11 protein-coding genes are annotated in these 13,636 nt (G+C 51.5%); 2 read left to right on the plus strand and 9 right to left on the minus strand.

Translation table 11 applies throughout. The features are described from left to right. Nucleotides 1-4 precede the first annotated feature (4 nt). The 8 genes from NQZ67_RS05200 to NQZ67_RS05235 form a co-directional block, all read right to left on the minus strand. A complete protein-coding gene (locus tag NQZ67_RS05200; protein ID WP_257444047.1) occupies nt 5-1,177 on the minus strand; it encodes a glycosyltransferase family 4 protein in 1,173 nt (390 codons plus the stop codon). Then, entirely contained in the window at nt 1,095-2,309 is a 1,215-nt protein-coding gene (locus NQZ67_RS05205; RefSeq protein WP_257443428.1) for an O-antigen ligase family protein, read from the minus strand. Before NQZ67_RS05205 ends, NQZ67_RS05200 begins: the two co-directional genes overlap by 83 nt. 224 nt (nt 2,310-2,533) lie before the next feature. Then, a complete protein-coding gene (locus tag NQZ67_RS05210; protein ID WP_257443429.1) occupies nt 2,534-3,799 on the minus strand; it encodes a glycosyltransferase family 4 protein in 1,266 nt (421 codons plus the stop codon). 12 nt (nt 3,800-3,811) lie between these two features. Then, nucleotides 3,812-4,477: a sugar transferase gene (locus NQZ67_RS05215; protein WP_257443431.1), complete on the minus strand. Its 666-nt coding sequence runs from the start codon at nt 4,475-4,477 to the stop codon at nt 3,812-3,814. Continuing rightward, nucleotides 4,477-5,379, minus strand: a complete 903-nt coding sequence (gene galU, locus NQZ67_RS05220; RefSeq protein ID WP_257443432.1) for a UTP--glucose-1-phosphate uridylyltransferase GalU — start codon at nt 5,377-5,379, stop codon at nt 4,477-4,479. Before galU ends, NQZ67_RS05215 begins: the two co-directional genes overlap by 1 nt. Nucleotides 5,380-5,879: 500 nt before the next feature. Next, the gene (locus NQZ67_RS05225) at nt 5,880-6,545 is read right to left on the minus strand and encodes a CpsD/CapB family tyrosine-protein kinase (protein WP_257443433.1); all 666 of its coding nucleotides are present in this window, start codon (nt 6,543-6,545) and stop codon (nt 5,880-5,882) included. Continuing rightward, the gene (locus tag NQZ67_RS05230; RefSeq protein WP_257443434.1) at nt 6,526-7,281 is read right to left on the minus strand and encodes a YveK family protein; all 756 of its coding nucleotides are present in this window, start codon (nt 7,279-7,281) and stop codon (nt 6,526-6,528) included. Before NQZ67_RS05230 ends, NQZ67_RS05225 begins: the two co-directional genes overlap by 20 nt. 145 nt (nt 7,282-7,426) lie before the next feature. After that, complete coding sequence (locus NQZ67_RS05235) at nt 7,427-7,726, minus strand: hypothetical protein (RefSeq protein ID WP_257443436.1); 300 nt, start codon at nt 7,724-7,726, stop codon at nt 7,427-7,429. 1,003 nt (nt 7,727-8,729) lie between these two features. Between NQZ67_RS05235 and NQZ67_RS05240 the strand changes: the two genes are divergently transcribed. Then, nucleotides 8,730-10,706, plus strand: a complete 1,977-nt coding sequence (locus NQZ67_RS05240) for an alpha-amylase family protein (protein ID WP_257443438.1) — start codon at nt 8,730-8,732, stop codon at nt 10,704-10,706. A gap of 133 nt (nt 10,707-10,839) precedes the next feature. Here the strand turns inward: NQZ67_RS05240 and NQZ67_RS05245 are convergent, their stop codons facing one another. Then, nucleotides 10,840-12,372, minus strand: coding sequence for a glycoside hydrolase family 31 protein (locus NQZ67_RS05245; protein ID WP_257443440.1), 1,533 nt, complete (start codon nt 12,370-12,372; stop codon nt 10,840-10,842). A gap of 160 nt (nt 12,373-12,532) precedes the next feature. On the opposite strand from NQZ67_RS05245, the gene NQZ67_RS05250 reads away from it, so the two are divergent. Further along, nucleotides 12,533-13,354, plus strand: coding sequence for an AraC family transcriptional regulator (locus tag NQZ67_RS05250; protein WP_257443444.1), 822 nt, complete (start codon nt 12,533-12,535; stop codon nt 13,352-13,354). Nucleotides 13,355-13,636: the final 282 nt, after the last annotated feature.

Below are 13,636 nucleotides of genomic sequence, written 5' to 3' on the forward strand. Positions count from 1 at the left end.
TAAACTACCTTCCTACGCCGGCCTTCATTTTTTTCTCGGAGAATAAATTCTCCGATAGAGCAATGCCGGATTGCCCGAGCATGACCGATTGGTATAATTCCTTATGCTGTTCAAGCAGCGATTGCTTGGTGAATTTGCGGCTGTGCTCCAGGCACTCCTTCTGAATCGCTGCTTTCTCTTCGGCCGAGCGGCGGTAATACTCCGTCAGCTTGTCCCGGATCGCGCCCGAGCTGCCCGGCGCGAACAGATACCCGCGATTCATGACGACGTCGGGAATTCCGCCTACGGCCGAGGCGTATACCGGCGTCCCGACTTGATACGATTCGATGATGACCCGGCCGAACGGCTCCTCCCAAATCGAGGGAACGACGGTTACGTCCACCTTGGCCATTAGGTCCCGCGCCTCGGCCGGCTTCACTTTGCCGGTGAACACGATGCGTCCGTCATCGCCGCAAGCAGCCGCCAGCTCATCCTTCAGCTTGCCTTCGCCGCATACATAGAGCCGCTCCACCTGCTCCGCCGGCAGCGAGAGGACGGCTTCGACGATCTCGCGGACGCCCTTCTCCTGCTCGATTCTGCCGAAATAGCCGACGCGCAGCGGCTTGCGCTCGAATTCCTTCTCGCCCGCGGCGATGTCGCCCTCCACCGCGTTCGGAATGACGAGGTGCTCCGCGTTCGGGAACAAGCCCGACTTCGTATGCCGGTTCAAGATATGCGAGGAGATGCCGACCGCCGCGGATACCCGCTTGCTGAACGCAAGGGAAGGCAGCTTGTATAACCGCGCCAGCAGCGGATTCGCTATCGGCGAGCTGACGGGCGAGATGAGCGAATAATCCCGCAGCGTATGCACGATCGGCACGCCCGCTTGGTGGAAGGCCGACCAGATCCCCGCTCCGAACCCGGACAAATTTTGCGTATGGACGATGTCCGGCCGTATTTGCCTAAGCAAGCCCGATACGGCCCCGATTTGCATCGGATTGTACATATCGATAAGCCTGCGGGCTACCTTCTGCAGCGTGCCTCGGCCCTCCCCCTCTCCGATCCAATACAGATTGTTGTAGGGGAGGCGGTGCACTGTAACCCCATTGATCCTCTCAGCTTGGATGCCGGCGCTTCTCTTCTGCCCGCCCGTCGTGAACACGTGCACGTCTGCCACTGGTGCAAGCGTCTCGGCCAAAATTTGCGTCGATATTTCCGCGCCGCCGATTATATGCGGCGTGTACAAGCTGTTTACGATAACGATCTTCATGCCTTTCGTCTCCATTCGCTATAGATAGGTCGAACCCACCCCCGCGGATGAACCCGAACAACAACCAGAAATCCAGAAACGCATAAGAATCAAAATTCATGACAAGAGCGATGCATAAAGCAAAAGCGAATTTCGAATACGGATTTGCCCCGCAGCTACGAAAAATCGAAACGAGAAACCCTCCAAAGAGGATAACCCCGATAAGGCCTTCCTCCGCGAACACCTTCGACACCAGATTTCTCGACGTGGCTGCATCGGGCTTATTAAACACTAGATCGTATACTTCGGTGAATTTCAATCCACTGCTGAAATGCTGCTGTAGAAGGGAGGCAAATTCCGTATAGTAATAACCGCCGCCTACTCCGAAAATCGGATGTTTGGCGAATTCCAGGAAACCGATGGCCGGAAACACCACCCGGATAAAAAAAGAATTGTCGTTATTCATCAATTGATTGAGATCGAACTGAAAGCGGTCCGTAAAGTAGCCGCTTATCTTGAACGTTTCGATCAGATAAGGCACGCCTACGACAACGACGAAGGCGCAGGCCGCCAGAACGGCCAGCATCTTGCCTCTGTTCTTGCTCGTTGCCAGCACGTAAATAACCAGCGCGGTCAGCAGCACCATGTAGGCGTAAGCCGAGAACGACACCACGAGTATAAATATGGTGGCTATAAACAGGAGCAGCAGCTTGCGAAAGCCCCGTTTGTACAGGAAAAACAGGATAAGTCCGCCGCTTAGCATATGAATCGCCGCCCATGAGGGCTCTCCCGACAGCATCTGGATTCTTCTGAGATACACCTTCTCCGCGAATAGCCCCGTAAAGGCGCCGGAAAATCCGCTGCGGACGAAGAACGAATCGAAGAACTGCAGAATTCCGGCAGCGAGCGGGGGAATGAACCCGATCGCGATGCTTTTGGCGATGCCCCTCCATATTTCCGGATCCTTCTTCGCCTGCTCGCAGACATATACCGTTACCCTGTACATCGACAAGCCGAACAACAGCGTAATGACATGCGACGCGCTGCTGCCGATATCGCCGTTCGTCGTAGCGACGATCAAGGAATGCCCGATACTGTACATCGCGAAGAGGAGAAGAAAGACATCCCCTTTCTTGAACCTGAAGTCGGTCAGCAGGAGCAAGACGGAAGCAAGGAACATCGGAAACATCGATACCGGCCGGTAGACCGAGAACGGGATATACGGCAAGCTGTCGTACGTCAGAAGCATCAAGGATAATAGGAATAGAGAGATAACCAGATTTCGGACAATGAGCGCCTGCTTCGTTAATGGCTGTACGATAATATCAACTCCAGATTTTTGCGGGTTACGGAGCTGCTGAAGTGACGGCTCACGTAACGGATCGAATTGCGCGAGACTTTTTCGTTCATTTCCTTGTCGTTCAGCAGCAGGAGCACGTTCCGCACCATTTCCTCATCCGTTTCGGAAACGAACAGATCCTCGTGATTAATGGCATTGATGCCTTCGCTGCCGATCGGATTCGTGACGACGGGGACGCCCCAAGACATCGCCTCGACGATTTTCGTTTTGATTCCCGTGCCGAACAGCAGCGGAGCGATCATTAAGGCGGCATCGCTCACGACCCGCTTCACGTCATCCACTTCGCCGGTTACGATCACTCCGGGATAGGTCTGCTGCAGCCTCAGCACTTCCGCGGTCGGGTTTTTGCCGATGATATAGAATGTTGCGTCGGGCGCCTTCCGCTTGATGCTGGGCCATATCTTCTCGCAGAAAAAAACGCACGCGGAGCTATTGTGGGGAATGTCCATCTTCCCGACAAAGACGAGCTTGTTCCGATCGTAAGGGCGGGGATTCCCCGCCGATTGCCCATCCGGATCGAATCGCATCGGGATGCCGAGACAAGAACGGTGGCTTACGATTTGCCGGAACGTCTCCGCTTCCTTGGGCGAAGTGAAGATCAGATGCTGGAAATGGCGTGCAGCATGCTTCTCGTACTTATGCAGCAGCTTGCTTTCGAACGCGATGAGCCATTTCTGAATGAACTTCAAATCGGCAAACCGCTTGAGCCCGGACGGAAGCTTGTCCGAAAAGCCGCCGAATACGGACGGAATGTACCGGAACCATTGAAGCTGACGTTCATAGCGCAAGGACAGCAGGTCATCATAGCTGAGCACGCGCTGCCCGGTTCCGTCCGCCACGTACTCCGCGACGCGCACCATGTCGTAGAAGATGAATTCCGGCTGCTCTTCCTCGATCAACTGTTTGATCCGCCGATGCGTTCTCCGGGAGTAATAGACGGATACTTGAAGCGGCCACTTCCGCATAAGCAAGGAGTAGACCAGCGCATTGAACAGCTTCTCTAGCATGCCTGGCAGCTCCAGACTTTCGAGCCGGGCAATCGCATCCGGCTTGTGCTCCAAGTACTTCTTGTCGTCGACAAAGGACAAATTCACGATCCGGCATTCGGGATAGATGTCTTTGACTTGCTGAATGTATTGCTGAAGCAGATTTTTTCTGCCGTCCGTATTCGGAAACGGCAGCCTATTCGTAATAAACATCATTTTTTTCATTGGTTTTCCGCCTTAGAATGCATCTTTTGCCCCGAAAAGCACTCGGAACGTCTTGAATATGATGATTAAATCAAAAATAACGCTCCGATTTTGAATATATTTCAAATCCAGTTCGACCATTTCCTTAAAGCTGAGTTCATTGCGGCCGCTAACCTGCCATAGTCCCGTGCAGCCGGGCGTAACCGTCAACCGCAGCTTGTCGTAATCGGTATATTCCGCGACTTCCCTCACAAGAGGAGGTCTCGGACCGACCAAGGACATCTCGCCCCGAAGCACGTTGATTAGCTGCGGAAGCTCGTCAATGCTCGTCTTGCGGATGAACTTCCCGACCTTCGTAATGCGCGGGTCGTTCTTCATCTTGAACATGGCGCCCTCGATTTCGTTCTGGTCGAGCAGCTCCTTCAGCCTTTCTTCGGCGTTGCTTACCATTGAGCGGAATTTAAACATCCGGAACGGCTTCTCGTTCTTGCCGATTCTCGTTTGATAGAATAATAAGGAGCCTTTCGGATCCTCGAGCTTGATCAGAACGGCAATGAGGACGAACAACGGGCTTAACAGAATCAAACCTATCAAAGAACCGGTGATATCAATGGTCCTCTTGAGCACCGAATTCAAAGAAAAACGATATTCGTTAGGCCTGTTTATTGCGACTTCATCGCGGTACTGCGGTTGCATCATTATTCACCCCCTATCGCAATCAATTGTTTTCCGTGCTCCCTCTCGAGCAGTTCGCCTAGCTCGGTCAAGAGCTGATGGCGTAGCTCGTTGTTCCGAAGGGCGAAATCGACGGTCGTCATAATAAAGCCGAGCCTTTCGCCCACGTCATACCGCTTGCCTTGGAAATCGTAGGCGTAGACCCCTTGAGCCACGTTCAGCTTCTGAATCGCGTCGGTCAGCTGAATTTCTCCGCCCGCCCCGATTTCTTGCTGGCCCAAGTATTCGAATATTTCCGGCGTCAGGACATAGCGGCCCATAATGGCCAGGTTGGAAGGCGCTTGTCCCATCGGCGGCTTCTCGACGAACCGGTTCACCTGATAGAGGCGCCCCATCGTCTCGCCGGGATCGACTATTCCGTAGCGGTTCGTCTGATCCGGCTGGACGGCCTGCACGCCGATTACCGAGCGACCCGTAAGATCGTATTGCTCGATCAGCTGCCTGGTGCAAGGAGTGCTGGCTTCCACGATATCGTCGCCAAGCAGAACGGCGAACGGCTCGTCCCCGATGAAATTGCGGGCGCACCATACGGCGTGGCCAAGCCCCTTCGCTTCTTTCTGCCTGATATAGTGCAGGTTCACGTTCGAGGATTTCCTTACTTCCTCCAGTATGTCGAGCTTCCCCTTGCTCTCGAGCGTATATTCCAGCTCAAACGCGCTGTCGAAGTGATCCTCGATCGCCCGTTTGCCTTTGCCCGTTACGACGATAATGTCTTCCACGCCCGACTCGATGGCTTCCTCCACGATGTATTGAATGGTAGGCTTATCAACGATAGGAAGCATTTCTTTCGGCATGGCTTTCGTCGCCGGTAAAAACCGGGTACCGAGACCAGCAGCAGGAATAATGGCTTTTCTCACTTTTTTCAATTGACCTCACCCTACCCTCTCTTTTTTTGTATAGCGAAAAATAAAATACAAGTTCAAAAAGTTCAGTTTTCAGCACCGAGAAGATCGGATGAAGCTAGAAACTGAGGAGCGGAGCGTAGTGGAGCTACGTGAGCACCGGAAGTTTCGGCTGAATTCGATATTTGATGCTGATTAGGCTTCCTGATACGCTTCGTGATCAAAAGTGGACTTTTTGAACAACCTCAAATAGGGCATCTAACCCCCCCTCACGTCACGCCCTTGACGATTAACGTCTAAGGCCAAGCGACCCACAGCATGACCGAGTGCCTCCGGTGATAAAGGTGCAGGAGACATTACCTTCCGTTCAGTTCCCATTACGAGGTATTTCTAGAAGCTTACTCGACATCGAATCTTGAATTCAGCCGAAACTTCCGGTGCTCACGTAGCGCTGCTACGCTCCGCTCCTCAGTTTCTAGCTTCATCCAACCTTCTCGGTACTGAGAACCGAACCTTTTGTATGACTAGGAATAGGAAATCATTTGTTTGCGATTCACGTTGTTGAGTACGACTCCGATTAGCTTGGCTTGTACATGCGCGAGAGAGGCCTTCGCTTTGAGCACGACCTCTTTCTTCACCTTCCCCGAATCGATCACCATAACGACGCCATCGCTTTGAGCCGCAACGATTGGAGCGTCCGTCACGGACATGATCGCCGGCGTATCGATAAGGATGACATCGTAGGCCTCCCTCAACGTCTTAAGCAGGCTGTCCATTTCCTCCGACGACAGCAGCTCCGACGGGTTATGAGGAGTCGGACCTGCGGCGAGAACGGACAGCTTGTCCGTATTCGTCCGCTGGATGACCTCCTGCGGCTCCATCCGGTTCAGCAAGGCGGTCGTCAAGCCTTTATGGTTGGACACGGAAAAAATGTTGTGCTGCGCCGGTCTTCGCAGATCCGCATCGATCACCAGCACCCGTTTGTTCGCTTGAGCGAATGTGACCGCCATATTGGCGCATGTCGTGCTTTTTCCTTCACCCGGTTGGGCCGAGGAAAACGAAATGATTTGCGGTTTATTCTCGTTCGTCGCGAACTCGATGTTCGTCCGCAGCATCCGATACCCCTCGGAGATGGGAGAGCCCGGATTTCGTTCCGTAATCAGATTCCATTTACGTGTCAAGCGAGACATTGCTTCCCCTCCCTGCTCCTCGCGTCATCGTCATATTGCTGCCTGGTTCTGAGGTGTCGCTTTTTTTGAACCTCGGGATCGAGGCCAGCACCGGAGCTCCAAGCAGCATCTCGACGTCTTCTTCGTTCTTGACCGTTTCATCCAAATGCTCCAGAAGGAAGGCGAGGCCTATGCCCGCCATCGCGGACAAGATGAATGCAACGGCAATGTTCATGATCGGATTCGGCGCCACCGGGCCGCGCTGCTCGCTTGGATCAGCCAAGTCCAAGACGGCAACGTTGTCGACTTTCATCAGCTCGGGAACCGATTTTTGAAACACGGTGGCAACGGCGTTGGCCACATTGGCCGCCTTCTCGTAGGAGTCCTCGCGGGCGGTGATGATCATAATCTGCGTTTCGTTCACCGAACCGACGGTAACCTTGCCGCTGAGCTCGCTGTATGAGCGTGCAAGCTCCGGATGCTCGGCTAGCACTTTTTTCATCATGCTAGGCGTTTTCACGATCTCTTTGTAGGTTTTGATGAGCCCGATCGTGGAGGTAATGGATCCTGGGTCTATGCTCGGCAGCAGCTCGGCGCTGTCCTTGAAATCGTTGACGATCAGCGTAGACGAAGCCACGAACTGCGGCTTGATGAACGAGAAGGAGTAGATGCCTACGGCCGTGCAAACGACGATAATCAGAAGTGCAATGTACAGCAGTCTTTTTTGGACGATGTTCCAGTAATGTTTCAATTCCAACGAGGTCTCCTCCATTACTCGTAAAATCTTATTTTGATCAGCTTAATACGTACTCGTAACGAATATTTAGATATAAACATTATTCAAAACGCGAACTTTTGGGCATGAGAATAGCATAGAAGTATCCACCTCTATCCTCTCTCCGTTATCCCGACGCCCTTACCTGTCGTTTGTTTATAAATTCCTCTAAAGTTCCTCCGTTAATGACATGCTCCACCATGTCCTCCGAGCACGCCTCATGGCCAAGCTTTTTAAGGAGAAGCGTCACGACCCTGGCCATGTCTATGGTGCCGTTACTTGGATAATAGCCGGTGTAAACAAGGAGGTCGGCGAGCGAATTGGCTTTCGGCAGTTTTTCCCCGCCTGCCATTGAAGGATCTTCGGATAATATGTTCAGAAATAGCTTCAGCCTTATTCGCTTCTGCTCTTGATTCGAAATTTCCATTACGACTTCCTCCAATTCCGAACTTACTTTTCTCGTCCCCTCCGTCAGGTAAATTAAGATTGCTACAAATCGACAATTAAAACAACTATAATTAGGAAGTTTTAATATTAGTAATAATTTAGTTTTTTCTCTGCCAAGCTTCAACTTTGAGACTAGTATGCCATAGATTATCGCATTTCTTGAGGGAATAAAGACATGTTGTCATTTAGCCTTTCTTTCTCATTTTACGAATGAAATTTATAAGAATTCACTCCTAATTTATCCAATTCATAAGTTTTAACGTATCCGCTTTTGCCTACAAAAATGATAAATTTGTCATTTGAAAGCGCTTTATGACTTTCATCGATCTATCCGCCTTCAGACTCATTCCGCATCCCCATAATCTAACGGCTTTCCTTGTCATATAAAGGTTGTTTGCGCTTCCAGATTTCCGCCGATTTTCCAATTATGCAAAAAATACGATGCAGCAGTCGCCAGAAATGGGGCTGTGGACGGATGTCCCGAAAATTTCTGACACGATCATGTTAGTCGACATAATTCGCAACCATCGAATAGAATCGCCGTCAATCATGAAAACGGTTTATTTATTCTATAAATAATAAAAATAAAGCTGTTTCAATCAAAATAATAACGCTTGATTTCCAAAAACATCATGATTTTATTCCTTTTAACGCGCTTCTGAGCCTATTCGACATCGCTCCTAGCATTTTCTTGCAGGACAAAAGAACGAAAGCGTCAGGCGCATTGTGCCGGAGGAGGGAGTTTCCCGCCTTCATTTCGACGAGAATTACGGTCCGACCCGGCTAGTTTATTCACCACCCTGATCTGCGCTTCACAAAAACTTATCGGAATGACGATAAACGAAGTATCACACTAAGCGGAGGTTTTACATAGGATGAATACAAGTTCCAAATATCGTTGCAATCGTATTTTGACCTGCTTGTTGGCATTCGTCGTCGCATCCATTTTCGTCCCAATCGGTAAAATTGGAGGGGAAGGCCTTATGCTAAGGACAGGCAACTATCTTCACAGCCCCGCTCCGAACGGAGGGAATTCTCCCGACTATAACGAGTCCGGGGTTATTTCCGCGGCGAACGGCGTCTTGTTCGACGGAACATCCGCTTACGCAGGCTGGATGGGCAGCGCGACCTCGCAATCAACCGTAAATGTCGTCATCGATCTGCTCAAGGACTACCCGCTGAGCGAAATCCGAGTCGTGCTCAATTCCCCAAACCAATATTGGGGATTTAAGGACATTACCGTCAAGTACCGCCCCGAATCGGCGACGGGGTATTACATTGCGGCAAGGCACGTAAGAACGGGAAGCGCACTCAACTATTCGGTAGCCGTCCCGATGTCGGACAAGATGGCCCGGTTTATCGTGCTGAATATTAGGCGCACCCAAGCGTACCAACATATTCCGCTGACGGAAGTCGAGCTTGTTAGAGGAACAGGCATTAGCAATCTGATTCCGGGACCCGCGCTTACCGCGGAACAATTGCAGGCCGAGCTGAAGAAAGAGGCGCTGCTGGCGGATCGATTCGGCCAATGGATGAATGAAGACTGGCCGGGCAAAGTGACCACCGAAGCCCAGCTGCGGCAGGAATATGCGGCCGAGGCCGCCGCCTTGGCGAATGTTTCGCTGGATCCCGCATTATATGATCCTTATGGCGGCATCAAAAGCTTAGGAAAGCAAGCCGCCACCGGCTACTTCAGACTTCAGACCATCAACGGAAAATGGTGGTTCATTACGCCGGATGGCTATCCCTTTATAGTGAAAGGAATTGACTCGACAAGCTTGTGGGAGCCCGGCTATAAGACGCCGATTCTGAAGCCGGACGGCACGCTCAAGAAAATTTTCGAGGAATTGCCCGATCGGACGGTTTATGCTCCCTCTTACACCAGGGATGCAAACGGCGAATATGTCAGCTTCGTCGTCGCGAACGTCATGAAGAAATACGGCAGCGATTACGAGTCGAAATGGGAGGAAATAACGAAGAAGCGTTTGATCCAATGGGGCTTCAACACCTTCAGCAAGTGGACCAAACCGCGGAACTTCACGTTTCCGTACATTCAATCGCTGCAGGACCCCTCGAATTTGAGAAGAATCCTATGGTCGTACGACATGTTCGATCCGCAGAGCGGGCCCATCATCGAGAACGCGCTGAAGGCGCAGCTCCAAAACACGAGATACAGCAAATGGCTGATCGGCTATACCTACGATAATGAAGCGGGCTGGAATGCCGAAATCGTAAAAGAGGTGCTTACCTACTCTTCAACCTCTCCGGCGAAGAGCGCGTTCGTTGATTTTGTCGCCCAAAGATATAACGGCAGCCTCGCCTCGGCCAATCAGGCTCTGGGTACGAACGCAGCCTCGTTCGACGCTTTGAAGAATACCCGAATCGATATCGCCAAAGTTCCTACGGCTATCGTATCGGACTATATCAGGCTAGCGTCCAGAACGTACCATTCGATGATCAGGGATATAATGAAGAAATACGACCCGAACCATCTGTTCCTGGGGACGTCCATCGTTCCGACTTGGCGCACGAGCCTGGAGTGGGATCAGGCGGCAATGCCTTTCGTCGATGCCTTCTCCGTCGACGTCTATTCTAGAGACGCTAGCTGGATATCCAGATACGAAGCATTCGGCAAGCCGCTGCTCAATCTGGAGCATTCGTTCGGCTCGTCCGAACGCGGTCTTTCCTATATCAATGTGGGAACGAGGACAACAAGCGTGAGGGAGAGAGGACTGGCGTACCAAGCTTTTGCCGAAAGCCAAGCCGCGCATCCGTTGTTTGTCGGTTCAGGCTGGTACTCCTATTACGACCAACCGGTTACCGGGCGTCCGGACGGCGAGAGCTATAACACCGGACTCGTTAATCAGCAGGACCAGCCGTATAAGGAAATGGTCGATATTATGAAGACTACGCATGCCACTTTGGAGAAGGTTCACCAGAGCGGGCTAGCCTCTCCTTGACGTTCCCCGGCATTCCCCCTTTGGCGAAAGGCTTCAGCGGGAACGGGGAAGGATCGGCAGAATAGAGAAAGCCCAAGCATAGCTTGGGCTTTTTTTCGTCTAATATTTATACTACCTAAAATTGTAAGTACGACTAGTCTGCTTGACGCTTTCTATACCACGGAAGCCTGCTGAGAGGCGCATCGATCCACTGTACGGACGGTCCTTCCATCAAGCTGCCGTCATCTCCAACCCATGAACCGGAAGGAAAGACGACTTGCCGTGTTCGGGCTCCCTTCGTTACGATTGGCGCTACCAGCAAAGAGCTTCCCAGCATGAACTGATCCCGTACCAGCTCCATTCCTTCTTCCGGAAACTCGTACGCCATATGCCTCAGGATCGGCTCCCCGCTAACGGAAGATTGCTCGGCAAGCTCCACTATTTCTTGTCCCATTCGTGTATGCAGCTTAGCTGCTTCTACGCAATACTCCAGGTGTTCCTTATCCAAAACCCGCCAAGGAGCCGCCGAAAACTGCATCATGGGGAACAAAGCGGAGCATTGGGCATATCGGACGAATAATTCGGCATCCAATCTGGCGGAAGTGAAGCTCAAAAACTCGCCTCCGCCGATCATATCGGGGCATGTATAGGCATGACCAAGCAATCCTTGCGCCAATCCGTCCGGAATCAAAGCATCCAGACCGTTCCCCTGCCACTCATGGCACTTATCCTTCAGCCGCTGCACGAGAGGCTGGCCGGCAAGCTTCCAGCAAGCTCGATATTCGTTGAGTCTATACTTCAGCCCCACTCTCGCCCACGCCTCGCAATGCCCGTTACAGGTAGTCGGGACGAAGCTGCAATCGTCATTTTCATAAAACTCGATATCGCCCGCGTCCAGCTTAAAGCCATCGATCCCATACTCGGTTTGCAGGAAATCCAGCTGCTCCTGCATCCATTTCACCGCATCCGGATTGGTGCAATCCAGTACGGCACTGTAGCCGTTCCACCATTTGCGGATCGCCGTCTTACCCTCCCGGTCCTTCAGCAGTACTCCCGTTCCCTCCAGCTTTCTGAACGTGCGAGAATCAGGACTTATGAATGGACATACCCACAGCATGACCTGAAAGCCCATGGAATGCAGCTCATCCACCATGCTCTTCGGATCGGGGAAGCGACTCGAATCGAAGGTCCACGTGCCATATGGTCCATGCCAGTTATCATCAATCATGATAACGCCGGGTGGCATACCATGAGCGAGAACATCTTTGGCATACTGAATCACTTTCTCTTGCGTCGGTTCATAGAGCAACTCGATCCACAGATTATATTGCGGAGCCGTGAACAACAGCTCCTCCGGAATGGAAGCAACCGGCGGAAAGTACGTACGGGACACATGAAGATAGGCTCCCTTCAACGTTCCGAAGCCGTCGCCTGATATTAATTCTCCCGAGTTAGCGCCGATTCGCAGACGCCCTTCTTCGAACCGGAAAGCGAACGGCTCTTCGCTCCAGACGAATCTGCCTTTGTTTGATAGTAATAAAGGACAAGCCTGATTCCCCTTATCGGTCGCCCCCAGTTCCGCTTCGAACAACTCCATGCCGTAAGGCATGCTTCTTCCATCTGCAGCCCGGCCGCCCCACCAGTATTCATCTGGCATCAGCTTCAATTCCAGATCACTCGTCGTCATCGCCTTTCCCTCCTTTTCTACATCGATCTTATATGCGTGACAGGAGGAAGACAATCTTAAGATATTGCATTAAAATATAATAAAATTGATCTTATGAATTAGGAGCTAATTAAAAATGGACTCTTATTCCTTTGCCTTCCGAAATGAGGATACATCGATTTTGACAATTGACTCTATTGGCTGGCAGATTATTCGCAGTCCAGAATACAGCTTCTATGGCGACGACCGCCCGGATACGGGACACGTAATATTCCAGTATACGATTAGCGGTCAAGGCTATCTTGACTTTGAGGGCCGCAGTTATTCATTGTCTAAAGGCACGGCATTCCTCGTCAAGGTGCCAAGCAGACACCGATACTATTACGAGCCTCATCATGAACCATGGGAGATTCTTTGGTTAAACCTGCGAGGAGAAGAAGCCAACCGCATTTGGAACCTCGTCATAGAACAAGAAGGACCGCTTCTTAAAAGGGCTTCCGGCTCTCCCCTGATTCTGGAACTTTGGACGCTTCTGCGAATGATTGGCGAAGAGAAGGTGACCGATAAATACTTGCTATCCGCCAAGGCCTACGAATGGATGCTTACGTTGGTTCGGACAAGCAAGGAGCAGTCCAAGGATATAAGCATCACATCGTCCACAATCGTAGAATGCGCAAAAAAATATATGCGGGAGCACTATGCATCCCCCATTACGCTTGAACTATTGTCCGAGCATTGCGGAATTAATAAATACCACTTGTGCAGGCTGTTCCAAAAATCAATCGGCATCACGCCGCTTTCCTACCTGCGAGAGCGCCGGGTAGAAGCTGCTCTCTCCATGCTTCGCGCAACAGAATTGCCGATTCAGGAGATCGGTCGGCTTTGCGGATTCGAAAGTCCCAGCTACTTCGGAAAAGTATTTCGCGAGTACATGTCCATGACGCCGAAGGAATACCGCTTGAAAAAGCTCGAATTCCCATACGTCGCCATTTATTACGAGTAATCAATGAGAGCTCCATAAATAGTAGAGTAGTCTTTGGGCGAATTAGGCGCGAAAAGGAAATCTGACCTTGTAATCGGCGGCTAATAATGTTCGCATGAACCCGAATTATTTAAGCGAGGTGTCCCGTGAAGCGGCAGGCATCAACTTTTACGGAAAACCCGGCTCACGTAATGCGGATGGAAATTGATGCGGGAAGCGCTGAATACGCATGCGGGATGGGGAGCTATTGTCATGAGTTGCGGTCGTTGTCCGTGGTTGATATGAGTGCCGACGGGCGGTAAA

The organism is Paenibacillus soyae (assembly GCF_024623455.1).
Lineage (GTDB): Bacteria > Bacillota > Bacilli > Paenibacillales > Paenibacillaceae > Pristimantibacillus > Pristimantibacillus soyae.